The 24,294-nt window shown below is 35.8% G+C and carries 29 protein-coding genes; 26 read left to right on the forward strand and 3 right to left on the reverse strand.

Annotated elements, in window-relative coordinates:
* Positions 1–74 precede the first annotated feature (74 nt).
* Positions 75–650 (forward strand): putative ABC transporter permease, encoded by a 576-nt coding sequence (locus QWC74_RS03000; RefSeq protein ID WP_006784238.1) that lies wholly within the window; start codon positions 75–77, stop codon positions 648–650.
* Positions 625–1,113, forward strand: a complete 489-nt coding sequence (locus tag QWC74_RS03005) for a DNA-deoxyinosine glycosylase (RefSeq protein WP_155222830.1) — start codon at positions 625–627, stop codon at positions 1,111–1,113. The genes QWC74_RS03000 and QWC74_RS03005 overlap by 26 nt, the downstream gene beginning before the upstream one ends.
* A 44-nt stretch (positions 1,114–1,157) precedes the next feature.
* Here the strand turns inward: QWC74_RS03005 and cls are convergent, their stop codons facing one another.
* Positions 1,158–2,693 carry a cardiolipin synthase gene (cls, locus tag QWC74_RS03010; RefSeq protein WP_006784240.1) on the reverse strand — a complete coding sequence of 512 codons (1,536 nt, stop codon included), beginning with the start codon at positions 2,691–2,693 and terminating at the stop codon, positions 1,158–1,160.
* A gap of 166 nt (positions 2,694–2,859) precedes the next feature.
* On the opposite strand from cls, the gene QWC74_RS03015 reads away from it, so the two are divergent.
* From QWC74_RS03015 to nrdD (QWC74_RS03100), 18 genes are all read left to right on the forward strand, one after another.
* Complete coding sequence (locus QWC74_RS03015) at positions 2,860–3,726, forward strand: MurR/RpiR family transcriptional regulator (protein ID WP_006784241.1); 867 nt, start codon at positions 2,860–2,862, stop codon at positions 3,724–3,726.
* Between the two features lie 132 nt (positions 3,727–3,858).
* Positions 3,859–5,274 (forward strand): glycoside hydrolase family 1 protein, encoded by a 1,416-nt coding sequence (locus QWC74_RS03020; protein ID WP_006784242.1) that lies wholly within the window; start codon positions 3,859–3,861, stop codon positions 5,272–5,274.
* Between the two features lie 83 nt (positions 5,275–5,357).
* Entirely contained in the window at positions 5,358–5,750 is a 393-nt protein-coding gene (locus QWC74_RS03025; protein WP_006784243.1) for a hypothetical protein, read from the forward strand.
* Between the two features lie 235 nt (positions 5,751–5,985).
* Positions 5,986–6,960, forward strand: coding sequence for a metal ABC transporter substrate-binding protein (locus QWC74_RS03030; protein ID WP_006784244.1), 975 nt, complete (start codon positions 5,986–5,988; stop codon positions 6,958–6,960).
* A gap of 1 nt (position 6,961) precedes the next feature.
* Positions 6,962–7,672, forward strand: a complete 711-nt coding sequence (locus tag QWC74_RS03035; RefSeq protein WP_006784245.1) for a metal ABC transporter ATP-binding protein — start codon at positions 6,962–6,964, stop codon at positions 7,670–7,672.
* The gene (locus QWC74_RS03040) at positions 7,665–8,486 is read left to right on the forward strand and encodes a metal ABC transporter permease (protein ID WP_006784246.1); all 822 of its coding nucleotides are present in this window, start codon (positions 7,665–7,667) and stop codon (positions 8,484–8,486) included. The genes QWC74_RS03035 and QWC74_RS03040 overlap by 8 nt, the downstream gene beginning before the upstream one ends.
* Positions 8,487–8,877: 391 nt before the next feature.
* Positions 8,878–9,516: a metal ABC transporter ATP-binding protein gene (locus QWC74_RS03045; RefSeq protein WP_006784247.1), complete on the forward strand. Its 639-nt coding sequence runs from the start codon at positions 8,878–8,880 to the stop codon at positions 9,514–9,516.
* Positions 9,517–10,344, forward strand: coding sequence for a metal ABC transporter permease (locus tag QWC74_RS03050; RefSeq protein ID WP_006784248.1), 828 nt, complete (start codon positions 9,517–9,519; stop codon positions 10,342–10,344).
* Between the two features lie 22 nt (positions 10,345–10,366).
* Complete coding sequence (locus QWC74_RS03055; protein ID WP_006784249.1) at positions 10,367–10,837, forward strand: hypothetical protein; 471 nt, start codon at positions 10,367–10,369, stop codon at positions 10,835–10,837.
* Between the two features lie 55 nt (positions 10,838–10,892).
* A complete protein-coding gene (locus tag QWC74_RS03060; protein WP_006784250.1) occupies positions 10,893–11,546 on the forward strand; it encodes a Crp/Fnr family transcriptional regulator in 654 nt (217 codons plus the stop codon).
* A 60-nt stretch (positions 11,547–11,606) separates the two neighbouring features.
* Entirely contained in the window at positions 11,607–11,867 is a 261-nt protein-coding gene (locus QWC74_RS03065) for a hypothetical protein (protein ID WP_006784251.1), read from the forward strand.
* 45 nt (positions 11,868–11,912) lie between these two features.
* Positions 11,913–12,134, forward strand: coding sequence for a YeeE/YedE thiosulfate transporter family protein (locus tag QWC74_RS03070; RefSeq protein ID WP_006784252.1), 222 nt, complete (start codon positions 11,913–11,915; stop codon positions 12,132–12,134).
* A gap of 1 nt (position 12,135) precedes the next feature.
* Positions 12,136–12,702 (forward strand): YeeE/YedE thiosulfate transporter family protein, encoded by a 567-nt coding sequence (locus tag QWC74_RS03075; RefSeq protein ID WP_006784253.1) that lies wholly within the window; start codon positions 12,136–12,138, stop codon positions 12,700–12,702.
* A 476-nt stretch (positions 12,703–13,178) separates the two neighbouring features.
* Positions 13,179–14,036, forward strand: a complete 858-nt coding sequence (locus QWC74_RS03080; RefSeq protein ID WP_006784254.1) for an anaerobic ribonucleoside-triphosphate reductase — start codon at positions 13,179–13,181, stop codon at positions 14,034–14,036.
* An 85-nt stretch (positions 14,037–14,121) separates the two neighbouring features.
* Positions 14,122–14,922 (forward strand): GIY-YIG nuclease family protein, encoded by an 801-nt coding sequence (locus QWC74_RS03085; protein WP_157753420.1) that lies wholly within the window; start codon positions 14,122–14,124, stop codon positions 14,920–14,922.
* 293 nt (positions 14,923–15,215) lie between these two features.
* Entirely contained in the window at positions 15,216–15,575 is a 360-nt protein-coding gene (gene nrdD, locus QWC74_RS03090; protein WP_006784256.1) for an anaerobic ribonucleoside-triphosphate reductase, read from the forward strand.
* Between the two features lie 130 nt (positions 15,576–15,705).
* Positions 15,706–16,374, forward strand: a complete 669-nt coding sequence (locus tag QWC74_RS03095; RefSeq protein WP_006784257.1) for a GIY-YIG nuclease family protein — start codon at positions 15,706–15,708, stop codon at positions 16,372–16,374.
* 126 nt (positions 16,375–16,500) lie between these two features.
* Positions 16,501–17,460 (forward strand): anaerobic ribonucleoside-triphosphate reductase, encoded by a 960-nt coding sequence (nrdD, locus tag QWC74_RS03100; protein WP_006784258.1) that lies wholly within the window; start codon positions 16,501–16,503, stop codon positions 17,458–17,460.
* A gap of 319 nt (positions 17,461–17,779) precedes the next feature.
* On the opposite strand, the gene QWC74_RS03105 is transcribed toward nrdD (QWC74_RS03100), so the two are convergent.
* On the reverse strand, positions 17,780–18,406 hold the full coding sequence (locus QWC74_RS03105; RefSeq protein ID WP_009606513.1) for an HNH endonuclease: 627 nt from the start codon (positions 18,404–18,406) through the stop codon (positions 17,780–17,782).
* Positions 18,407–18,495: 89 nt separating this feature from the next.
* Positions 18,496–18,900: a hypothetical protein gene (locus QWC74_RS03110; protein WP_006785845.1), complete on the reverse strand. Its 405-nt coding sequence runs from the start codon at positions 18,898–18,900 to the stop codon at positions 18,496–18,498.
* Positions 18,901–19,010: 110 nt separating this feature from the next.
* Between QWC74_RS03110 and QWC74_RS03115 the strand changes: the two genes are divergently transcribed.
* The 6 genes from QWC74_RS03115 to QWC74_RS03140 all read left to right on the forward strand — a co-directional run bounded on the left by QWC74_RS03115 (position 19,011) and on the right by QWC74_RS03140 (position 24,250).
* On the forward strand, positions 19,011–19,784 hold the full coding sequence (locus tag QWC74_RS03115; RefSeq protein ID WP_006785846.1) for a MurR/RpiR family transcriptional regulator: 774 nt from the start codon (positions 19,011–19,013) through the stop codon (positions 19,782–19,784).
* Positions 19,785–20,150: 366 nt separating this feature from the next.
* Positions 20,151–21,077: a 1-phosphofructokinase family hexose kinase gene (locus QWC74_RS03120; RefSeq protein ID WP_170837659.1), complete on the forward strand. Its 927-nt coding sequence runs from the start codon at positions 20,151–20,153 to the stop codon at positions 21,075–21,077.
* A gap of 206 nt (positions 21,078–21,283) precedes the next feature.
* Positions 21,284–22,666, forward strand: coding sequence for a PTS fructose transporter subunit IIC (locus QWC74_RS03125; protein WP_006785848.1), 1,383 nt, complete (start codon positions 21,284–21,286; stop codon positions 22,664–22,666).
* Positions 22,667–22,684: 18 nt separating this feature from the next.
* A complete protein-coding gene (locus QWC74_RS03130) occupies positions 22,685–23,131 on the forward strand; it encodes a PTS sugar transporter subunit IIA (RefSeq protein ID WP_082410054.1) in 447 nt (148 codons plus the stop codon).
* A gap of 117 nt (positions 23,132–23,248) precedes the next feature.
* Entirely contained in the window at positions 23,249–23,752 is a 504-nt protein-coding gene (nrdG, locus tag QWC74_RS03135; protein ID WP_006785850.1) for an anaerobic ribonucleoside-triphosphate reductase activating protein, read from the forward strand.
* A gap of 12 nt (positions 23,753–23,764) precedes the next feature.
* On the forward strand, positions 23,765–24,250 hold the full coding sequence (locus QWC74_RS03140) for a dUTP diphosphatase (protein WP_006785851.1): 486 nt from the start codon (positions 23,765–23,767) through the stop codon (positions 24,248–24,250).
* Positions 24,251–24,294: the final 44 nt, after the last annotated feature.

Raw genomic sequence — 24,294 nt, forward strand, 5'->3', positions numbered from 1 at the left:
AAAAATAAAAAGAGGTGGAGTATGAATTTAGGGGAGAGGGAACAAACTATCACTAAAAACAGGTGGTGTCTAGTATGTATTACGCATGGTACTTTTTATTTAACTTCTTTTTATATGGTGTCATTGGATGGATGATCGAACAATTTTATTCTTATATGCTAACAGGACAAATGAAAAAAGATGGCTTTTTATATGGACCTTTCAAACCGATGTATGCAATCGCAATGGCTTTGCTCATCTTAATGAAAGATACGTTTTTACTATCGCCAATTTCCATTTTAATACTGTGCCTTATCGTACCAACAACCGTTGAATATTTATCAGGACTTCTGACGCGTCATATTTTTCATCAGGACTACTGGGATTACTCTATGCTAAAATTCAATTTACAAGGACTAATCTGTCCTCAATTTTCAATCTGTTGGATGATCCTCACGTTTATCGGAGTTAACTATTTTCAACCAATGCTCGTCGATCCATTTATCAATCAACACTTTTCTTCGTGGTTCGTCATCTGTCCTTTCATTTGCGGTGCCTTCATGATAGATGAAGCCTTAACCTTAAAAAAATTCATTAGAAAACATGCTATAATAAAAGAAATTTCTAATGAAGAAGGTGAACTAGATGGCAGTCGTCGAACATATCTTTAAGCCAGTGTATGATGAAAATTCAAGAGTCTTAATACTAGGGACCATGCCCTCTCCAAAGTCTAGAAAAAATGGGTTTTACTATGGTCATCCCCAAAATCGATTTTGGCCTGTCCTAGCAGACATCTTTCATGAAGAATTACCACTTACCAATGAAGATAGACTAGCTTTCCTACATCGTCACCATATTGCCCTTTGGGACGTATTAAAAAGTTGTGACATAGAAGGAGCCTCTGATGCTAGCATTAAAAATCCAATTCCAAATGATTTAAGCATGATCCTAAAACAAGCGCCTATTCACGCCGTCTTTACAACCGGAAAAAAAGCAGCCGAATTCTATATAAAATTTTGTTACCCTAAAACAAACATTCCTTGTATCGTGCTCCCATCTCCAAGCCCTGCTAATCGCAGAATAAAAGATGAAGAACTTAAAACACAATACCAAGAAATCTTAAAATATATCTAAAGAGGATTCATAAAAAAAGGAGTTCCAAATCGGAACTCCTTTTCCTACATTAATGGGGCAAAAATTCGTAAGAAAGCATACATGAACTTTTTGTACCATTTAATATTATGGCAATCTTGTAACGTGATTAATTGGCAGACTTTCAAGGTCTCAACATAATCATCGTAAATGGTTTTAATACTACTATTTTTATATAACCAAGCTCCGCACTCATAATGTAAGTATAAACTGCGGTAATCAAGATTAATCGTTCCAACAACGGCATACTCGCCATCTACCACAAATGTTTTAGAATGAATGAATCCAGGTGTATATTCATAAATCTTCACACCATCTTCAATTAAGAAAGCATAGTTAGCACGAGTTACGGCGTGAACAAACCATTTATCACCAATATGCGGAGTCACAATTCTGACATCGACTCCACGTTTAGCGGCTTGTGATAAAGCTGTAATCATTTCATTATCTAAAATCAGATAAGGCGTATTGATATAAACATAATCTTTAGCCGAATTAATTAAATTTAAATAAACGGTCTCCCCAACCGATTCATTATCTAGTGGACTATCCGTAAACGGCTGAACAAATCCATCACTTTCAAACGATTCTTTGTGATGAATATGAGGACGGAAAGGTTCGTAATCTTCATTCGTTTTACGAAGGAAATCCCACATCGTTAAAAACATGACGGTAAAACTCCAAACCGCATCGCCCTTAATCATAATCGAAGCATCTTTCCAATGCCCATGTTTTTCATAGCCGTTAATATACTCATCTCCAATATTAATGCCGCCTGTAAAAGCAGTATGTCCATCAATAATCGCAATTTTACGGTGATTACGATTATTCATACGAAGTGTTAAAAACGGAACGAATGGATTAAATACGCAACACTTAATTCCCATTGCTTCAAGCTTTTTATCATAGCCAGAAGGAAGTAAAAATAAACAACCGAAATCATCATAAACGACGCGTACATCAACCCCTTGCGCCGCTTTTTCTTTTAAAATCTCTAAAATCGTATCCCACATCATCCCTTCATCAATGATGAAGTATTCTAGGAAGATATAATGTTTTGCTTTTTTTAATTCTTCAAGTAAACGTTCAAACTTTTTTTCTCCGGGTGTAAGGTACTCAGTTGTGGTGTTTTCATAAATAGGCCCCTGTGCATAATCTAAAATATATCTGGATTGATTAAAGGCACGTTTATCAAGAGTTTTAAGTTTTTCAGTAATGTCAACATCCTGTATTAAACATTCTCTCATCTTCTCATTGATAGGCTTCATTTCATTTAAAAACTTTTTACGAGTTTGATCACTACTAAAGAGAATATAAAATAATCCCCCAAAAATCGGAACCAGCATAATTGGAATAATCCAAGCAATTTTGTAAGCTGGATTTAAACGATTATTTAAGATTCCCATCACAACGACTACACTCAGTAAGACACAAAAAGCATAAAAGTAAACAAAGTATTCTTGGAACCGCCAAATCACAACGATTAAGATTAAGGCTTGTAGGGCGATCAGCATTCCACAAAAGCCAACACGTCCAAGTAATATTCTTAATGTTTTTCTCATTCATTCAACTCCCCTTTAATTGGTTGAAACTATTGAAAATTAACACCTTATGGAAAGATATTATAGCAAAACTTAAGACTCCCGTAAACAGATATCAGATGAGATAACGTTGTCAGCCAGTCATCATTTCAGTTAAAATAAAGAGAGAAAAGAAACGGGTGAAATCATGAAGCTAGTAACGGAATTAAAAGAACTAAAGCAACTCAACAAACTAACGAACTCCGAAATTCAAGTGGTCGATTACCTCCTTGACTATCCACAAGAAATTGCTAAACTATCATCACGTCAATTAGCCACTTTAACGCATACCTCAGCTGCAACCGTTGTTCGAGTTTGTCAAAAAGTCGGCATGAGTGGTTATGGGGAATTTAAATTAAAATACCTTCAAGAAATTAGTCAAACCCCAAGACACATTAATCGAGAAAATCCAATTACCTCAAATGAGTCCATTCATACTATTTTAAACAAAGTAGCCGCCTTAAAAATGACCGCTATCGAAGAAACCAAAAAAGGAATTGACCTTGATCAATTGACACGAGTGGCTAAACTTTTAAATCACTCAACTTTTATCGACCTTTATGCTTTTGATAACAACTTGCATCTAGCAAAATATGCAGCTGCCAATTTTCTTTATGCAGGGAAAAATAGCGCGATTCAAGACGGAAGTAACGCTCAGTTCATGCAGGCTATGGTGTCAAGTGAAGGTCATGTTGCCATGATGATCAGTCGGACTGGAGAAAACGTCATGCTCGCTCGGATAGCAAAACTTCTTCAAGAAAAGAATATTCCAATCATCATGATAACAGAATCTAAAAATTCAACATTAGCGGGTTTAAGCACTGAACACCTTTATGTGTATAACGTTCACCGTTTTTCAGATATGGGAACTTTACTTTTTCAAACGTCAGCTGAATATATTTTTGAGTTATTATTTGCGATTCTTTTTTCGCAAAATTTTGAAAATAGTATCAGACAAAATAAAAGATACGAAGAGATTAATGAATATCACGATTTATACAAAAAGTTTTTGTAACACTGTTTCAGTTTTAAATCCTATTTAGTTGATGATTTTGAATCATTCAACCAGGTCTTTTGACATCTATTGAAACGAAGGAATTGGGTGTGATATAAGGGAAGCATCACAAAAGTAAAGGATGTGTCAGACATGACGAAACGTTTCCCAGACGGGTTTTTATGGGGAGGAGCGACAGCTGCTAACCAATTTGAAGGAGCTTATAACGAAGACGGAAAAGGTCTTTCAACACAAGACGTCGCACCTAAAGGAATCATGGGGCCGATTACAGAAGAGCCAACTGTTGATAATATGAAGTTAGTGGGAATAGACTTCTATCACCGATATAAAGAAGATATTAAACTGTTTGCTGAAATGGGATTTAAAACCTTCCGTTTATCAATCGCTTGGTCGCGAATTTTTCCGCAGGGGGATGAGGCAACGCCAAATGAAGCGGGATTACAATTTTATGATAACGTGTTTGATGAATTAGCGAAGCACGGAATCGAACCATTAGTCACTATTTCTCACTACGAAACGCCATTACACTTATCAAAAAAATACGATGGATGGGTGAGTCGTGATTTAATCGGTTTCTACGAAAATTATGTTCGTACGATTTTTACACGTTATAAAGATAAAGTAAAGTATTGGTTAACATTCAATGAAATTAACTCCGTGTTACATGCGCCATTCTTAAGTGGTGGAATTTACACAGATAAATCAAAATTGACAAAACAAGATTTATACCAAGCCGTGCATCACGAATTAGTGGCTAGTGCCTTAGCCGTGAAAATTGGTCATGAAATCAATCCAGATTTTAAAATTGGATGTATGATTTTGAGTATGCCAACTTATCCACTGACACCCAATCCAGATGATATGATTGCGGTGATGAAAGCAGAACATATGAACTATTTCTTCTCAGATGTTCATGTGAGAGGGGTATACCCAGGTTATATGAAACGCTATTTCCGTGAAAATAATATCGAAATTAAGTTTGCAGAAGGTGATGAAGAAATCCTTAAACATACGGTGGACTTTATCTCATTTAGTTACTACATGAGTATCTGCGAAACCGCTGATCCAGCCAAAAAGGTAGTTGGTAAAGGAAATATTATGGGGGGAGTTCCAAATCCAACCCTTAAAGCATCTGAATGGGGATGGCAAATTGATCCTCAAGGATTACGCTATGTCTTAAACCAATTCTACGACCGCTATCAATTACCATTATTCATTGTTGAAAATGGATTAGGAGCAGTCGATGTGTTAGTTGAAGATGAACATGGAAATAAAACAGTTATGGATGACTACCGTATTAATTATTTAAACGATCACTTAGTTCAAGTACGTGAAGCCATCGAAGATGGAGTAGAGGTAATGGGCTACACATCTTGGGGATGTATTGATTTAGTCAGTGCCTCAACTGCTGAACTAAAAAAACGTTACGGATATATTTATGTGGATCGTCATGATGATGGGTCAGGAACGTTAGAACGTTATAAAAAGAAATCGTTCTATTGGTATAAAGAAGTGATTGCGACAAATGGTGAGAGCTTGACTGAATAAAAATTAAAACCGCGAAAAAAATCGCGGTTTTTTTAACATGATAGGTGTATAATGATTTTAAGTGAATAAAGTGAGGTGTTATTGTGGAGTGGTTTAAACGATTTATGGAAGGACGAACAGGGGTTGATCATTTCTCGATTGGACTATTGTTTTTAAGTATTTTTATCACGTTAATTGGTCAATTATTAGGATGGAAATGGCTAATCATCTTAGCTTGGATTCCATTAGTTTATTGTTATTATCGTATGTTATCTAAAAATAAAATGAAGAGACACCAAGAAAATATCTTGTTTTTAAGATATTGGTATCCGATTCAGACGAAAATGATGAATAAATACCGCCAATTTAAAACAAAGCGTCAGTATCGATATTATAAATGCAAGGAATGCGGACAAGAATTACGTGTTCCAAAAGGAAAAGGAAAAATTGAGATTACTTGTCCAAAATGTCATCATTCTTTTATTAAGAAAACTTAAAATGATATAAGTCCAGATTAGTTTTGGACACTTTAAAAAATTAACGCGACTTATCTATTTCATCGGTAAAAATATTTCTGTTTCAAACTAGGAAGCTAATTTCCTAGTTTTTTTTGACGTTGTATGAGTGATTGCACATATATTCATTTAATTGATAATGGCTATCATTTGAATGAAGTTATGCTATAATAGACATAACATAGAGAGTATGACTTTTTTTAGGAGGTATTTAAAGTTGAAGAAATTGATATATATGATGTCTATCATGATGAGTTTAATTTTAGTCGGATGTAGTGGAGAGTCTAAAACCACGTCAACATCAGATACTGATCAATTACAAATTGTCACGACGTTATTTCCACAGTACGATTTTGCGCGTCAAATTGCGGGTGATAAAGCAGAGGTAACATTATTATTACCTCCAGGGATGGAGTCCCATTCTTATGAACCGACACCGGCGGATATTATTAAAATCAATAAGGCAGATTTATTTATTTATACAGGGGAATCGATGGAGACATGGGCTCATAAAATTGTTGAAAGTATTGACAGTCAGGATGTTTATGTTTTAGATGTTTCACAAGGTGTGACTTTACTTGGAACAGGAGTTGAGGAAGAAGATGATCATGATCATGAAGCAGAAGATCACGATCACGAGGAAGAAGAACATACGGCAAATGATGGACATAATCATACGTATGATCCACATATCTGGACAAGTCCTAAGAATGCAAAAGTGATGGCAAATAATATTTTAGAAGCTTTATGTGAGATTGATCCAGAGAATGCAGATTATTATGAAACAAATGCAGAGGCTTATCAATTACAATTAGATAAATTAGACCAGGAGTTACAAGATGTAGTAGCGAATGCTAAACGTACAACGATTTATCATTCAGGACGATTTGCCCTGCAGTATTTAATGAAAGACTATGGAATTGATTATGTATCAGCTCCATTTGAAGCAGAACCAAGTGCAGCATTAGTGGCTCAGATGATTAGTGAGATTAAAGCTAATAATATTCCGGCTATTTATTATGAAGAATTAATTGATCCAAAGATTGGTCAGATGATTAGTGAAGAAACAGGTGCGCAGTTGTTATTACTTCATTCTACGCATAATGTTTCAAAAGAAGATTTTAATAATGGGGTAACGTATGTCTCATTGATGCAACAAAATATTGAAAATTTAAAAGTAGGGCTTGATTAAGATGAGTATTTTAACCTGTAAAGAGCTTAATGTTTCGTATGATCAAACACAAGCTTTAAAAGATGTCAGTTTTGAATTAAATGAAGGGGATTATCTCTGCATTGTTGGGGATAACGGATCTGGTAAAAGTACGTTAATGAAATCAATTTTAGGATTGGTTTCTCCTAAGTCAGGAAGTATTGAGTTTAGTTCTTCGTTAAAGCAAAATGAAATTGGATATCTTCCACAACAGACGATTGTACAACGTGATTTTCCTGCATCAGTTTATGAAGTCGTGTTATCAGGTTGTTTAAATAAGCGCGGATGGCGTCCCTTCTATTCAAAAGCAGATAAGCAACGCGCGATGGAGAATTTAAAGAAATTGAAGATTGAAAATTTAAAGAATAAGTGTTACCGCGATTTATCAGGAGGTCAACAGCAACGTGTTTTAATTGCAAGGGCGCTTTGTGCTTCTGAGAAAGTGTTATTACTTGATGAACCGGTGACGGGACTTGATCCAATCACCACCGCGAATTTGTATCAATTGATTGAGGAATTGAATAAAGAGTATGGCATGAGTATTATTATGGTCACACATGATATGAATAGTGGACTTAATCATGCAACAAAGATTTTACAATTGAAAAAAGAAGTATTATTTTATGGGACGCCGGCAGAGTATTTGTGTCACACGAATGCGTGCCGTCATGTAGGAGATATTAAGCATGATTAGTATTTGGCAGGAAATGTTTTCGTATAGTTTTATGGTTCGTGCGATTATTGTTGGGAGCGCGGTGGCACTATGCTCAGCTTTACTTGGGGTGAGTTTGGTGCTAAAGCGTTATTCAATGATTGGTGATGGATTATCGCATGTTGGGTTTGGAGCCTTATCCATCGCAATGGCGATGAATTTAGCGCCACTTCAAGTGGCAGTACCGGTTGTGGTCGTGGCAGCCTTTTTCTTACTTCGTATTAGTCAAAATAGTAAGATTAAAGGGGATGCAGCCATTGCATTGATTTCGAGTACATCCATTGCGATTGGGGTAACGGTAACGTCGTTAACAACTGGTTTGAATGCAGATATTAATAGCTATATGTTCGGAAGTATTTTGGCAATGACGAAGAATGATGTAAATATTAGTATTGTGTTATCAGCAGTGGTATTTATTTTGTTTGTGGTATTTTATGATCGTATTTTTGCAACGACATTTGATGAAAACTTTGCTAAAGCAACAGGTGTTAAGGTAGAACTTTATAATATGTTGATTGCTTTTTTGACGGCTATTACGATCGTATTAGGCATGCGTATTATGGGAACAATGTTGATTTCTTCGCTTATTATTTTCCCGGCTTTAACTTCAATGCGTGTGTTTAATAGTTTTAAGTCAGTGATTATTTCTGCTGGATTTGTTTCAGTTGTTTGTTTCTTTATTGGAATGACATTGTCATTTTTATACTCACTCCCAGCAGGAGCGAGTGTTGTCATTGTGAATGCCGTTGTATTTATTCTATTTTCATTGATAGGATGGGTAACAAAACGTATATAAAAGGATTGCCCTTAAAGGGCAATCCTTTTTTTATGAAGGGGGGGAGAGCTTATGATGAGACAATATAAAGACAGATGGGCGTTTTTAATATGTCTTTTTGTTTTGTTTTCTTATCTAATGGTGAGTTTACATCTGTCTATTGAACCAAATCACCACTGTGAGGAAGTCACTTGTGTGGTCTGCTCCTTAACAAAAGATAAGATGGAATCGCTACTGCCCCCAAATCCTCTTCTAAGGGTTACGCTACTCATTGTTTATTTCTTGCTGATGAGGGGGACTATAGATAACCAACTTATCAAAGTCTTTACTCCTATTACATTAAAAGTCAAGATGCTAAAGTGAGCATGATTTTAAACTGATAAATGTGATTAAAAAGGGAGGTATTAGACACGTGGAATTATTACATGTTGAAGGTGTTTCATTTTCATATGATCAGTATACAGTCATTAAAAATCTTAGTTTTAAAGTTCATGAAGGTGACTATGTGTGGGTGATTGGAGAAAATGGAACAGGGAAAAGTACGTTGATAAAGGGGTTATTAAATTTAAAGAAACCAAGTAGTGGGCAGATTATATTTAATGAGACATTAAAACAATCTGAAGTAGGGTATTTACCTCAACAAACCGTGATTCAAAAAGAGTTTCCGGCTAGTGTTTGGGAGATTATTTTATCAGGATGTTTGAATCAGTGTGGATGGCTACCGCTGTATAAGAAATCAGATAAAGAGCGAGCTGTAAAGTGGATGAAAGAGTTAGGAATTTATGAGTTGCGTGATTGTTGTTATCGTGAATTATCAGGCGGACAACAACAACGTGTCTTGTTAGCAAGGGCGTTATGTGCAACGAAGAAATTATTGATTTTAGATGAGCCGGTAGCTAATTTAGATCCGAAGGCAACGCAAGATTTTTATCGCTTAATGCATCGAATTAATCAAGAAAATAAGATTGCAATTGTGATGGTGTCCCATGATATAGAAAACAAAATAGAGCATGCAACACAGGTCGTTCATCTGAAAAAGGGAGAATTCTAAATGATTGAGATTTTAGTTGAGATGTTTTCGTATCCCTTTTTAGTACGGGCGATGGTTGTCGGTCTATTGGTTTCACTTTGCTGTGCGATGCTTGGAGTAAGCTTAGTTTTGAAACGCTATTCGATGATTGGGGATGGATTATCGAATGTTGGATTTGGGGCGTTGGCTGTTGCCTCTGTTTTAAATGTGGCACCCTTATCATTTGCGATTCCGGTTGTGGTAGCGGCAGCATTTTTCTTGCTGCGAATGAATGAAAATAGCTTAATCAAAGGCGATGCTGCGATTGCATTAGTTTCAACAGGCTCATTATCTATTGGGGTTTTGGTGATGTCTTTAACGACGGGGATGAATTTAGACGTGTGTAATTATATGTTTGGAAGCATTTTAGCAATGACACAGTCAGACGTCTATTTGAGTATGGTTCTTTCAGCTTTAGTCTTACTTTTATTTATTTTGTTTTATCATAAAATGTTTGCGATTACGTTTGATGAAACATTCGCGAAGGCAACGGGGATTAGGGTTGGCTTTTATAAAATGTTACTTGCTGTGTTAACAGCATTAACGATTACGCTTGGGATGCGCTTGATGGGAACTTTGTTGATTTCTAGTTTAATTGTATTTCCTGCCTTAACAGCGATGCGATTATGTCGTTCATTTAAATGGGTCATGATTCATTCGATTTTTATTTCATTTATTTGTTTCTTTTTAGGGTTAGTGATGTCTTATTTAGCCGCAACACCGCCAGGTGCTAGTGTAGTTGCGATGAATATTGTGATGTTCTTTATTTATTCGTTACTATCTTTTGTGAGTAAAGGGGTGAAAAGGTAATGAAACGATTGGTTTTTTTTTAATGTTGACGATGATTAGTTGCTCAGGATGTAGTCGTATAACTGAGACACTTGAATTTGTTGAGCCAGAAGTATTAGAAGCTGATTCTTTAACTTTAGGAACTGAGGTTGAGGAAAAAGGAATTTTAGAGATTCGAGAAAAGTATTTCTTACTTCAGATTTCTGATATTTTCTTTAATTTTGATTTGTATAAGGATCGTGTTGTCAAGGTAGAAGGTCTTTATGGTGTTGATTATGATAGTGATGAACCAGAATTTCATGTTGTGTATCGATTCGGACCTGGTTGTTGTGGGGATGATGGCTGGGGTGGCTTCTTTTTAAATTATGAGGGAGAGTGGCCAGCAGTGGATGATTGGATTGAAGTGATTGGAACGCCAAGAATAGAGGAAGGAGAGTACAGGGATTATTTGTATTTAGATGTCATCAGTATAACGGTTAAAGATGAAGTCGGTGAAGTGTTAGTTTATCAATAAAAGGTATATAATAGGATTGCAAGGTGCAATCCTATTTTGTTTAGGAGGGGTCGAGATGTTAGAGTTGTTAAAAAAGGATTATCCATTTTTAAAGAAATTAGATGAAGAGGCTCTAAACCAAATTCAAAAACATCTTAACGGACGTCAATTTAAAGCGGGTGAGATGTTAATCAATGGAAGTCAGGCTTGTTGGGGATTTTCATTTATCCTAAGTGGGAAGCTTCGTGTCTATCGATTGAATGAGGAAGGGCGTGAGGTGACGCTTTATCGTTTAGAAAAAGGGGATAGTTGTTTTATGACCGTGATTTGTGCGTTAGCTAAATCACAGACATATGCGTATGTGAAGGTGGAGGAAGATTGTGAGTTGGCGATTATTCCAATGCCGATTTTTGAGAAGTATTTAATGAATCATCCGACTTATTTACAGTTTTTATTTCAAAATTTATATGGCAAGTTTACGAGTGTGGTCACGACGCTTGAGCAGATTAGTTTTTCAAGCGTTGAGGAACGGGTACTTGGTTATTTGAAGCAAAATAGTCATAAGCAATCGGGGCGTGTGACGTTTTATAAGACGCATGAGCAGATTGCATTTGATATTGGGACGTCACGTGAGGTCGTGAGTCGGACGTTAAAAGCGATGGAGCGTAAAGGATTGATTCAACTAGAGCGTGGAAAAATTGTGGTACTAGAGATGGAGAGCATTCTGTGACTTTGTCACGGAATGTTTTTTTTATTTTGTATATACTAGATTCATAAAGGAGTGATGAAGATGCCAAAATGGATGAAGGCAGCTATAATTTTAGCTTTATCGTTTTTCTTAGCGATTTGGTTGGTAAAGCCAGTCGGGGTTTCAACTCAGTTTAGTGTACTAAGTGGAATCATTCATACCGCGATTAATCCTGACGCCTTAGAGGAAAATGCATACTATCAAAAGGACAATGGGAAGATTGCAGAGGAAATTCAACATCCCTGGAACTATAATTTTGTGTTTGTATTAGCGATTCCGGTGGGAGGATATATAGGTTATTGATTAGATTCAAAACGTCGTGAGATTAAAAAGGACGCTTCTTGTTCAGTGAAGCAAAATGTATGGCGTACTTATGTGCTACCGTTTATTGGTGGAATCTTATTGTTATATGGAGCGCGTATGGCAGGCGGTTGTACGAGTGGTCATATGATGAGTGGGATGATGCAAGGAAGTGTGAGTGGTTATGCTTTTGCGGCTTCAGTATTTGTGGTTGCCATACCGACAGCACTGATTGTGACTCGATTACGTCAAAGAAAGGAGAGCCTGTAAGATGATGATTGTCTTAGCTATTTTATTAGGTGGATTTTTTGGATTTGCGTTATATAAAGTGGGAGCAGCTAATATGGATAATCTAATTTCAATGTTGAGTTTTCAAAATTTAACTTTGATGAAAATTATTGTGTTTGCAATTGGATTGGCGAGTGTTTTATTATCTATTTTTTATGGATTCGGATGGTTTGATGTTTCTCATTTAAGTGTTAAGCCACTTCATTTAGGCGTTGTAATCGGTGGTTTAATTTTTGGGCTTGGATTTGGATCAGTTGGAACGTGTCCTGGAACTTGTGTTGCAGGTGCGATGACCGGTGGATTTAAAAAAGCAATCAGTGCCATTTTAGGTGGACTAGCTGGAGCTTTCTTATTTTCAATAAGTTATGGATGGTTAGCCAATCAAGGTTTCTTTGAAATCATGAATTTAGGAAAATTAACACTATTTCACGTGTCTGAACAATATCCAGCCGTTTTTAATATAGGATATATTGGACTGGCTATGGTTGGAGTAGTATTTATTTTAGTAGCAACTTTCATCCCAGTTTATCCGTTTAACAAAAAAAGCTGAGACAACCGTTTTGATGCTTGAAAAAATGCAAGAAAGTAAATAGGGTTTCGATGTGTGAAACCTAAGTTGCTTTCGATTTTTCTCAAGCGTTAGGTTGTGGAAGCTAGATTATACAAAAAAGGCTGAAAGAGGCGATTAACATCCGCTGAAATTTGATGAGAGTCCGTAGTGGCATAGGCACAAGTGACTATCGAGAATTTGCCAGGATGTTGCCACTTGAAGCTAGATTAAAAAAACATAAAATTTAGGCTATTTGTTTTAGCTCTATAACATGAATTTCTTAAAAGTAAAGGAGTAAATGTTTTCAAATTTAATGAAAATAATGTCCTGAATTTACATAAACATCTTGCTTGAATAATCTGTTTTTTTCTAGTATTATATGAGATATTAAATCTTCATCTTTTTGTTTTTTTCGAGCATATTGGACAAACGAAGGGATGGAGATTTTTATGTCTAATGGTATAGGAGATGGTCTAATGCGTGAGGTAATTAAGCGCGATGGAAGTCATGTAGTGTTTGATGAAAATAAAATTTATCAAGCCATTTTAAAAGCAATGAAGTTTGGAAGCGGGGTAGTTGATGAGGAATTAGCACAGAAGATTGCCCATGAAATTAATTTAATTTTTGATACATTAAATACCACTCCAACGATTTTTCAGATTGAAACGTTTGTCTATTTAAAGTTAATTGAAAATGGACATGAGTTAACAGCTAAGGCATATGAAGGTTACCGTGCGATTCAACAATTTAAGCGCGAAACAAATACAACGGATGATAGTATTTTAAGTTTAATTGAATTAGATAACGAAGAGGTTATGAATGAGAATTCGAATAAGAATCCAATGATGGCCTCAACTCAACGTGATTTAATTGCAGGAGAAGTTTCAAAAGATATTACACGTCGTAAGAAGTTGCCGGCTCGTATCGTTCAAGCTCACGATGAGGGAGTTCTTCATTTCCATGATATGGATTATTTCATGCAATCTATTTTTAACTGCTGTTTAATCGATATCAAAGATATGTTAGATAACGGAACTGTAATTAATAAGCGTATGATTGAAAGTCCTAAGTCATTCCAAGTCGCTTGTACAGTAATGACTCAGATTATTGCTCAAGTAGCAAGCAGTCAATATGGTGGACAGTCAATTGATATTCGTCATCTAGGTAAGTATCTGCGCCGTAGTAAGATGAAGTATTATAATATGTTAAAAGAGTGTATCTCATCACAAGTAGAGCTTGACCAAACGGTAGAGGCTTTAATGAAAAAAGAACTCGCATCTGGAGTACAAACAATTCAATACCAAATTAATACATTAATGACAACAAACGGTTAAAATTGGCCGCGCTTATTAGGAATAATAAGATGAACAGGTGGTGAACCTACAAATGTAGGGTGTGTTTCGTATAGAAATGCTAACGATGAACGCTAAGTTACTCTATAATAACTCATTAAGGAATATTCAAATGTATATCTATAAACTTACCAATAAATTAAATAATAAAGTTTATATAGGTCAAACGTTAAAAGATTTAAATAAAAGATTATTAGCTCATAAAAACTCACCAAACTTTAAACATACTAAAGATTATCCTATTGCTAGAGCTATTAAAAAATATGGATGGGATAACTTTGATAAAGAATTAATAGATATAGCTAGTTCTGTTGAAGAATTAAATCAAAAAGAATTAGGTTATATTCAAAAATATAATTCTTTAATTGAAGGTGGATGGGGATACAATGTTAAAGGTGGAGGAGATTCTATAGGGTCTCATTCAGAAGAAACTAAACGTAAAATTGGTGAGTCTCAAAAAGGTGTGTTGAATCATGCGTATGGAAAGACGGGAAAGTTGAGTCCTACTTCTAAACCAATTATTTGTTTAACTAATAATCAGATTTATGAGTCTGCAATGGAGTGTTCTAAAATACTTGATTTAAATTTTTCACATATTTCCGCTGTATGTCGAGGTACACGAGGGAGTACAGGGGGATTGGTTTTTAGATGGTTAGATGAGAATAATAATATTATCGAGCCAGAAAAACCTTCAAAAAGAAAGGTGAAAAAAATAATTAATTTAAATACCGGTGAGGTTTTTGACTCAATGAAACTTGCAGAAATTTCAGTTTCTAAAAATGGAAAATCTAATGGAAGTTTATGTCGATGTATGAAGGGTAAAACAGAGTGTTGTTATAGAGGAGTTTATTTTAAAGTTATAGAGTAATATGCCAATATCGTGCCAAGTCCTAAAAAGTTGAACCATGCGAATATTGCGACGTAAAAATGAAGAGAAAGCCGGTATGAGTGTTTTTTACTCATATTGGGTTAATCTAATTTTATAGTTGTAATATATGGGAAAGCTAGATTAAATAAAGATGATGTTATTTGATCAAGGAAAGGTGTATCGACTATCCCGTAATGGGAGTAGGTTAAAGGTGAAAGTCCTTTTTCCGAAGCGCCACCCATCCAGACCGGATGAAGAGATAGTCAGTCCCCTTAGAAATAAGGCGGAGGGTAATGCAGAGCCCATTTGTTACATTATTTTTAAATTTAAATGAAGATGATGAGTATGCTGAAGAGGTTGCTTTAATTATCGAGGAAATCTTGAAACAACGTATTCAAGGAATTAAGAATGAAAAAGGTATTTATACGACGCCAACGTTCCCTAAATTAGTTTATGTGTTACATGAGCATAACTGTTTAGAGGGTGGTAAGTATGATTATATTACGGAGTTAGCGGTTGAATGTAGTTCTAAACGTTTATATCCGGATTATATTTCTGCTAAAGAAATGCGTAAGATTTATGAAGGAAATGTATTTAGCCCAATGGGTCAATTCTCGGCTCATGTAAAACCTTGTGAACTGTTATGTGCGTAACAGGTGTGCATTCTACAATTTTATTTGGAACAGTAGGAAATGACTGTTTGAGAGTGTGCTAACTGGGAAGCCTAAGTGCTATGGCATATGGTAATCCAGTGCTAAGCTATATAATCTCCATCAAAATGGAGTGATAAAAATCATAATATATAAAATAACTTGTACTTCAAATCAAAAAATTTATATTGGCCAAACAAGTGAAACTCTTGAAAAGAGATTTAGTCGTCATATTGGATATCAAAAGGATGAGCATGATACAAAATTTTATAGGGCAATAAAGAAATATGGGCCAGATAAATTTTGTATTGAGCAAATTGATGTTGCTGTAACTCAAGAAGAACTTGATGAAAAGGAACTGTATTGGATTAATTATTTTGATGCTGTAAATAAGGGATACAATACAAAATCAAGTAAAGGGAAATGCGGCGGCGATACATTATCTAGTCATCCTAATAAAACTGCCATTTCAGAGAAGATTAGACTGAGTAAAATCGGAGATAAAAATCCGATGAGAAGGAACGGCGGTTTAAGAGGTTCAAGAAATGGAATGTTTGGAAAAAGAGGTAAAGAAACTCCATCTGCTAGAAAATGTGTTGCAATATCTAAGCTCACAAACGAGGTGTCAATATTTGATACTTTATTGGAGCTAAAAAATCATTTTAATGTGACAACACTAGGGATGGTAAGTAACCGATGTAGAGGAAGAACAAAATCAGATTATAGGGGTTATTATTTTAAATATTATGAAGATTATATAGAAAGTCAATCGACTATCGAAAGCATAGCTCAACGTGATTGAGTGAAGAAGCGAGTAGAGTACAGTAGGGGATGCACCTACTGGAAGTGCAGGGCGCGTAGACGGATGTGGGAGTCCTGAGCGAAGATATAGTCAGAGCGAGTAACCAGTATAGAAATATACCCTCGTTTGTGTAGAAGTTTCTTATCACCATGGAAAGATGAAAATGGTGAGTATAAATTTGAAGGACGTTTCAACCAAGGGGTTGTCAGCTTAAATTTACCGCAAATCGGAATTGTAGCGGCAGGAGATGAAGAGAAGTTCTGGGATTTACTAGATAATCGTTTAGACTTATGTTTTGAAGCACTTATGTGCCGTCACAATGCCTTAAAAGGAACGTTAGCAGATGAATCTCCAATTCATTGGCAATATGGAGCCATTGCTCGTTTACCACAAGGTGAGACGATTGATAAGTTATTAATGGATGGATATTCAACCATTTCACTCGGATATATCGGGTTATATGAAGTGACGAAGTTAATGACAGGTGTTTCTCACGTTGATCCTAAAGGTGAGGCGTTTGCACTTAAGGTAATGAAACGATTAGAAGAGACAACGAAGAAGTGGAAGGCTGAAACAGGTCTTGGATTTGGATTATACGGTTCTCCGGCTGAATCATTGTGCTATCGTTTTGCAAAAATTGATTTACAGAAATTTGGTCAAATCGAGGATATTACTGATAAAGGATATTATACAAATTCTTATCATGTCGATGTTCGTGAGGAAATCGATGCGTTCAGTAAGTTACAATTTGAATCTCAATTCCAACCGATTTCAACAGGTGGATGCATTTCATACATTGAGATTCCAAATATGCAACACAATTTAGAAGCATTAAAACAATTAGTAAATTATATTTATCATAATATTCAATACGCTGAATTTAACACGAAGTCTGACTGCTGTCATGTTTGTCACTTTGAAGGTGAAATTACGTTAAATGATGACTTATCATGGGAATGTCCGAATTGCCATAATAAGGATCAAGCGAAGATGAATGTTATTCGTCGTACCTGTGGTTATTTGGGAGACAATTTCTGGAATAAAGGGAAAACAGCGGAAATTAAATGTCGTGTTATGCATCTGTAATATAAAAGGCTGAATCAAACGCTTAGAAGCCCGTAAAAGTGAACTTTCACAGATGGCTGTTTTTTAGTCATCTAGGGGAAAGAAACTTTATAGGGCTTCTGTTTGAGGAAGCTGGATTGAATATAAAAGGCTGAATCATGCGGTTATCCTGGCGTACAAATGAAGAGAAAGCCAATTGAACGTTTTTGTTCAAAGAGATTTATCGAATTTGATAGCCAGGATGCATGAGGAAGCTAGATTGAGTAAAAAAAGGCGAAATCAAACGTTTTTGAAAAGTTAATAAAAAAAATGGCGTGGACGTAAGTCCTCGCCATTTTTTTTATGGAAATAGTTTTTTATAGGGAAGATACCAGTCGGTTTTGTAGCCGTGCTCTTCACAGAATTTTAATAGTTGATCTTCGTTATTAATTCCCCGCTCAGTAATTTGGCGATGGATGTCCTTGTTAACGAGTAGACCGTTATCAATATTGTTGGCAATTTCTCGAAACATAGAATAACTACGAATATGAGAAAATTCATAATTTGTTTTTAGTTTTTCACCAGTTAGCTCGTCGTGCGTAATTTTATAGGTACTACGACGTTTTTTCTTAAGTTTGGAGCGATCGCTTTTCAGCTGGTTATCATAATCAAGCCGTAACATTTTAACGGTATCACACATGTGTATTTGTTCGTAATATTGTTTAGAGGCTTGAAGGTTAATTCCCTTAGTTCCAGTTCCATTTTCTTCTTCAGATTTAATAATTTGCTCCATAACTTTAAATCCTCTGATGTAAAGTTTACCATCATAAGTTCGTTTGTATTCATCAGGCATTTTCATCACAATAAAGTTGATGTTATCCTTTGTTGTTCTTAAAATGCTATGTAGCTTTTCCTTTTTAACCCATATCCATCCTTTTCCATCTATTAGGACACTATTTTTCCAAGCATTTGAGATTTCTGTTTTCATTTTAGGGGTGACTTTATCTGATAGTTCAGGCTCGTTATAGTTTAAGTCCTTTCCTGTTTTATAAGGAATCAGATCATTACTAATATGAATTACTCCCTTCCTGTCATTTGTTGATAAAGTTCATTGAGTTTCATCATAGCCTCACTAGATTTTGCATGAGGGCATACGTCTGGATGGATCAGTTTTGAGATTTTATCTCGCCATGATTTAGCTTCTTTTTTGTCTTTAAATAGTTTACTTGTAATATTTAGCTTGTTCATTCGTATTTCGCCATCTAGTTCAACTAAGTAGAAAATGTATTCGATTGACGGAGAGATAAAGTATTGCTCTGATGGTGTGGTGATTTCTTTTATTTTTTTGAAAAGATCATCCCAACCACGGGCAGTAATTTTTTGTTTAGTATCCAATCTAATACATTCTTTAACTTCTTTAAAGCTTCCAAGAGTTTTCAATTCTTTAACTGAATTTACATTTCGCCAATTAATAATAAACACCTCGTTTCATATCTAGTTATTATCAATATATTCGTTCGAACGATTAAATATCATTCCTACTTTTATAATTTGTAAACGTTAAGCATATATTTGACTAGGGGGCGATTTCGGTGTTAATTGAACTAGTAAAAGAGGTAGAAGAAAAATTGACGACAAGTGAAAAAATTATTGTTGATTTTCTAAATGACAATGAATCAAAGCTAATGAATATGTCCATTGTCGATATTGCAGATTTAACCTTTACTTCACCTGCGACGGTGAGTCGTACGATTCGAAAAATTGGGATGAATGGATTTACTGAATTAAGATATCGGTTATTAAATCAAAATAAGCAAGATACAGAAATCATGGCTTATCAAGGCGTGAACCGAATTTTAGAAAAATCGTTGATTGAAGTTAGCCGAACGATTGAAAACATTTCGTTACGAGATATAGTAGAAGTTGTGAATTCCATTGATCGAGCGAAACGTATTTATCTATTTGCGCGTGGATTAAGTGAATTAGTAGCACAGGAATTTGATGCAAAAATTAAGTTAATGGGATATAATGCTTTTTTAATTAATGACCCAAATATTATGGTGAAGCTGGCTAAGAACATTAAGTATAATGAATTAGTGATCGTTTTTTCATTAAGGGGAGAAACAGAATCGATTATAGACGCTGTTAAAAATGCTAAAGAAAATGGCGTCAAGGTAGTAGGATGTTGTTGTGAAAAAAATAGTACCCTAAATTCATTAGCAGATATCATGATTGTTGGAGAGAAGCATCGCGATATTTCAATTAAAGAATTCGAGGTCACCTCAAGAATCCCACTCCAAGTCATCTCGCGAGTCATCATAGATTATTTAATTGAATATGGGGACCCCAACCTAAGTAGCGAATGAAAAGAGCTCTTAGAAATCCTCAATTGTTGGGGCAGGCCCCCGCGTTAAGTAGCCGCTAGGCTCTTAGCTATTCTCCTTTGGTGGGGTGTGCCCCCGCGGTAAGTAGCCGTTAGGCTCTTAGCTATCCTCCTTTAGTGGGGCGATATGAAGCACAATCTCTAATTATTAGAGAAATAAGGATTATTAAGAAATAGCTATCTCGAAGAGGTAGCTATTTTTTTGAAAATATTGAAAATCTAAAAAGCGTGGTTATATCAGAAAGATTTAAGTTTGTAAGCGCTAAATAAAGAAAACATTTTCGTGAGAGTTTGGCGTACAATGAAAGTGTAAGAGAGAAGGTAAGATTTAAAAAAAGGGGGATGAATGATGCTCTATACATTGACTGCGAATCCAGCTATTGATATGAATTTTTTATCGCAGACATCGGATTTAAATAAAGTGAATCGCACATCTGATATTGTATATTCACCGAATGGAAAAGGCATTAATGTCAGTTTGACTTTAAAGTATTTTGGCATTGATAGTACTGTTTTAGGTTTCTTCGGAGGGTTTACAGGACGTTATATTGTGGATGAATTAAAGAAAAGAGAGATTGTAGTTCGACCGTGTTGGATTGAAGAAAATACAAGAATTAATACGTTTATTACAGTGCCTGATGGAGAGTATAAGTTTGTGAATAAGGGGCCTTTTATTAATTTGGGTGTCCAACAGGAGTTGTTAGAGGAACTTAGATATGCAATAGATTGCGAGACGCTTGTGATTAGTGGTAGTTTACCACCAAGTATTGATGAAAGTTATTATGATGAGATTATAAAGTTTTGTCAGGCTCAAGATATTGAGGTCGTACTCGATATCAGTTCTAAGAAGTTAAAAGATTTATTGAAGTATCGACCTAAGTTGATTAAGCCAAATGATGAAGAGTTAGCAGATATTTTTGGATTAACGCTTGAGACGGAAAACGATATAAAAGAAGCTTTGACGTTTTTATACCAAGAAGGGGCTCAAAATATTTTACTGACGCTTGGTGAGAGGGGGATGTATTTTTTCAATGGTGAAAAAATGTATTTCTGTGAAGCAAAACCGGTAAAACTTGTGAGCTCGGCGTGTGCAGGAGATGCCTGTTTGGCGGCGTTTTTGAGTGAGTGGAAGACGAATGTTGAGCTTGCTTTGAAAAAAGGATCGGCCGTAGGAGCGAATGTTGCACAGTCTTACGGACTAGGTGATTTTAATGAATATAAAGCTTACATGAAAGAAATAAATGTTACGCAGATACTAGTGGGGCCCCCATGCTAAGTAGCCGAAAGGCTCTTAGCTATCATCCTTTAATGGGGCGGGCCCCCATGCTAAGTAGCCAAAAGGCTCTTAGCTATTCTCCTCTAGTGGGGAAAAATTCGTTTTACTGAGTCAAGGCATTACTTAGAGATAATCTCACAAAGTTTAATCGTTGTGAAAAGGAGTCTCTATTAAAATATAAATCTAAAATACGGAGGGGTACGTGTATGAAGAAAATTGTAGCTGTTACAGGATGTCCAACGGGAATTGCGCATACTTATATGGCGGAAGAAGCGTTGAAAAAGGCAGCAAAAGAATTAGGAGTAGAAATTAAGGTTGAAACAAATGGAGCAGTTGGCGTTGAAAATGAGTTAACACCTCAAGATATCGAAGAAGCAGTTGGCGTTATTATTGCTTGTGATAAGGATGCGAGAGTTGATCGTTTTGTTGGAAAACGTGTCATCGAAGTATCTGTAAAAGATGGAGTTCATAAAGCGAAATATTTAGTTGAACAAATTTTAGCGGAAACTGCTCCGATTAAAGGTGGAAGTAAACCAACTCATTCAAGTAAAGAAGAACCTGTTGCAAAGCAAGGCGTTGGACACAGTATTTATAAACATTTGATGAACGGGGTTTCTCATATGCTACCACTTGTTGTAGCAGGTGGTGTTTTAATTGCTATTTCATTCTTGTGGGGAATCCATTCTGCGGATCCAACTCATGAAACGTATAACCAGTTCGCGGCGATGCTAAAACAAATTGGAGGCGTTGCGTTTGGATTTATTGTGCCAGTCTTTACAGCGTATATTGCGTCTTCAATTTCTGGGCGCCCAGGCTTAATTGCTGGGTTTGTTGGTGGGATGATTGCAAATGATACGGGTGCCGGATTCATTGGAGGAATCGTGGCTGGGTTCTTTGCTGGGTATTTAGTTCTTGGTTTAATCCATTTATTAAAAGGCCTTCCACGCCAATTTGAAGGCTTAAAATCCATTTTTATTTTACCGATTATTGGGGTATTGTTAACGGGAATGTTAATGCTTTTCTTAGGGGAACCAGTCGCAGCAATTAATAATGCTGTTATGAGTTGGTTGGCAGATCTTCAAGATAGTAATGCCATTCTTTTAGGAATTGTAATTGGATGTATGTGTGCTTTTGACTTTGGAGGACCTGTTAATAAAGCGGCTTATGTAACAGGAACCATGCTTTTAGCCCAAGGAAATTATTACTTTATGGCGGGTGTTTCGGCTGCTTGTATTACACCACCACTTGTGATTGCTTTAGCAACAACCTTATTTAAAAATGCATTTGATGAAGAAGAAAGAGCAGCTGGACTCGTTAACTATATTCTAGGATTTACTCATATTACAGAAGGTGCCATTCCGTTTGCAGCCAAAGATCCATTACGTGTGATTCCAATGTTAATGTTTGGTTCTGCTATCTCAGCTGTTTTAACTTATTTAATGAAAGTACAAGTTCCAGCTCCTCATGGTGGATTCTTAGTTTTACCAGTCGTAACAGGTGCTTTCCAATGGGTATTAGCTATTTTTATTGGTTCATTAGTGGGAGCTATTATCTATGGAGGATATCGTCAACGATTGTTAAAAAAATAATAGGGGTGGAGAAAAGCGATGCTAGCAGAGTTAATTAAGTTAGAGAACATTAATTTGGATTTACAGGCTCAAACAAAAGATGAATTATTTGAAGAGATGGCAACACAATTAAATCAAAATGGTTATATTAAAAACGTTAAAAAATTTAAAAAAGATTTATATAAACGTGAATCTGAAGGAAATACAGGCATTGGATTTGGAATCGGAATTCCTCATGCGAAATCAAAGTATGTGAAGCAGTGTTGCATTGGGATAGGAGTATCGAAACAGGGAATCGATTATGATGCGATTGATGGAGAAAAGGTTCATTTAATCTTTATGCTAGCCATTGAAGGACATGAAGCCGATTTACATCTTCAGGCACTAGCCGCTCTTTCGCGAAAACTCATTCACGAGGACTTTAGAGAAAAATTATTAAATGCTAGTTCAAAAGAAGAAATATTTGAGTTAATTTGTGAAGAATAATAATGAGAGGGGATGTCTTTTAAAGGCATCCCCTTTTAAGAGTACATAATTATTAGTATAATGAATATTGTGATACACTAATAACAGATTAAATTTTGTTGAAAAGTGGTGAATTGAATGAACTATGCACAGATTCGAAAGTTTGATACAGCTAACGGTGTAGGGATTCGTTCGAGTTTATTTGTATCAGGGTGTACTCATGGTTGTCCGGGATGTTTTAATAGAGATTATCAACATTTTAAGTATGGTCATGCTTGGACGAAAGAAGTTGAGGATGATTTTATTAAGCATTTAAAAAATCCAAATGTAGCGGGTGTGACGATTTTAGGCGGAGAGCCGATGGATCAGGTGCGCGATAATGATTTGTTGCATTTAGTTCAACGTATAAAATCTGAAACAAATCAAAATATTTGGATTTATTCAGGATATACATTTGAGGAAATTATGGCACATCCTAAAACAAAGGCAATCCTTATGTATTGCGATGTTTTAGTCGATGGTCCATTTATTCAAGAGTTGAAAAATTTAAAACTTAGGTTCCGTGGTAGTAGCAACCAACGTATTATTAATGTTGCACAGTCATTGGAAAAGGGGCAAGTGTGCTTGCTAGAAGATTTTTAGGAGTGAATTTACATGTTAAAAATTAATTTTGCGAAGGTAAAACCATCCGCAATCATTCCATCAAAACGCCTAGAAGACGGTGCGTTTGATGTGTATGCGTGCTTTGAAGAAGATTTTATCACGTTTGAACCGCATGAAACGAAGTTAGTCCCAACAGGATTAGCATCAGCATTCTCAACAGATTATGTGGCAATTTTAAAAGAACGCGGCTCAACAGGAACAAAAGGAATCGGACAGCGCTGCGGAGTGGTAGATTCTGGATACCGTGGAGAATGGTTCGTTCCGATGACGAATCATAATAATAAACGTCTAGTGATCGCAAAGGAAAGTGTCGCACAAAACTTTGAAGATTGCATCGTTTATCCATATGAAAAAGCAATTGCACAGTGTATGATGGTTGAAGTTCCGAAAATGGCGATTGAAGAAATCAGCTACGAAGACTTATTAAAAATCGAATCAGAACGCGGAACAGGAGCACTCGGATCATCAGGTAAATAAAAGGCTGAGAGTGACGGGTAATCTTGCGTAAAAGTCGTAGCTAA

The sequence above is a fragment of the uncultured Turicibacter sp. genome (assembly GCF_938044715.1).
GTDB lineage: Bacteria > Bacillota_I > Bacilli_A > MOL361 > Turicibacteraceae > Turicibacter > Turicibacter sanguinis.

Bases quoted from the DNA above. Each gene is read 5' to 3' on its own strand.
- QWC74_RS03000 (WP_006784238.1), top strand. From the start codon at position 75: ATGTATTACGCATGGTACTTTTTATTTAACTTCTTTTTATATGGTGTC.
- QWC74_RS03005 (WP_155222830.1), top strand. From the start codon at position 625: ATGGCAGTCGTCGAACATATCTTTAAGCCAGTGTATGATGAAAATTCA.
- cls (WP_006784240.1), bottom strand. From the start codon at position 2,693: ATGAGAAAAACATTAAGAATATTACTTGGACGTGTTGGCTTTTGTGGA.
- QWC74_RS03015 (WP_006784241.1), top strand. From the start codon at position 2,860: ATGAAGCTAGTAACGGAATTAAAAGAACTAAAGCAACTCAACAAACTA.
- QWC74_RS03020 (WP_006784242.1), top strand. From the start codon at position 3,859: ATGACGAAACGTTTCCCAGACGGGTTTTTATGGGGAGGAGCGACAGCT.
- QWC74_RS03035 (WP_006784245.1), top strand. From the start codon at position 6,962: ATGAGTATTTTAACCTGTAAAGAGCTTAATGTTTCGTATGATCAAACA.
- QWC74_RS03040 (WP_006784246.1), top strand. From the start codon at position 7,665: ATGATTAGTATTTGGCAGGAAATGTTTTCGTATAGTTTTATGGTTCGT.
- QWC74_RS03050 (WP_006784248.1), top strand. From the start codon at position 9,517: ATGATTGAGATTTTAGTTGAGATGTTTTCGTATCCCTTTTTAGTACGG.
- QWC74_RS03055 (WP_006784249.1), top strand. From the start codon at position 10,367: ATGTTGACGATGATTAGTTGCTCAGGATGTAGTCGTATAACTGAGACA.
- QWC74_RS03060 (WP_006784250.1), top strand. From the start codon at position 10,893: ATGTTAGAGTTGTTAAAAAAGGATTATCCATTTTTAAAGAAATTAGAT.
- QWC74_RS03065 (WP_006784251.1), top strand. From the start codon at position 11,607: ATGCCAAAATGGATGAAGGCAGCTATAATTTTAGCTTTATCGTTTTTC.
- QWC74_RS03075 (WP_006784253.1), top strand. From the start codon at position 12,136: ATGATGATTGTCTTAGCTATTTTATTAGGTGGATTTTTTGGATTTGCG.
- QWC74_RS03080 (WP_006784254.1), top strand. From the start codon at position 13,179: ATGCGTGAGGTAATTAAGCGCGATGGAAGTCATGTAGTGTTTGATGAA.
- QWC74_RS03085 (WP_157753420.1), top strand. From the start codon at position 14,122: ATGAACGCTAAGTTACTCTATAATAACTCATTAAGGAATATTCAAATG.
- nrdD (WP_006784256.1), top strand. From the start codon at position 15,216: ATGCAGAGCCCATTTGTTACATTATTTTTAAATTTAAATGAAGATGAT.
- QWC74_RS03105 (WP_009606513.1), bottom strand. From the start codon at position 18,406: ATGAAAACAGAAATCTCAAATGCTTGGAAAAATAGTGTCCTAATAGAT.
- QWC74_RS03120 (WP_170837659.1), top strand. From the start codon at position 20,151: ATGCTCTATACATTGACTGCGAATCCAGCTATTGATATGAATTTTTTA.
- QWC74_RS03125 (WP_006785848.1), top strand. From the start codon at position 21,284: ATGAAGAAAATTGTAGCTGTTACAGGATGTCCAACGGGAATTGCGCAT.
- QWC74_RS03130 (WP_082410054.1), top strand. From the start codon at position 22,685: ATGCTAGCAGAGTTAATTAAGTTAGAGAACATTAATTTGGATTTACAG.
- nrdG (WP_006785850.1), top strand. From the start codon at position 23,249: ATGAACTATGCACAGATTCGAAAGTTTGATACAGCTAACGGTGTAGGG.
- QWC74_RS03140 (WP_006785851.1), top strand. From the start codon at position 23,765: ATGTTAAAAATTAATTTTGCGAAGGTAAAACCATCCGCAATCATTCCA.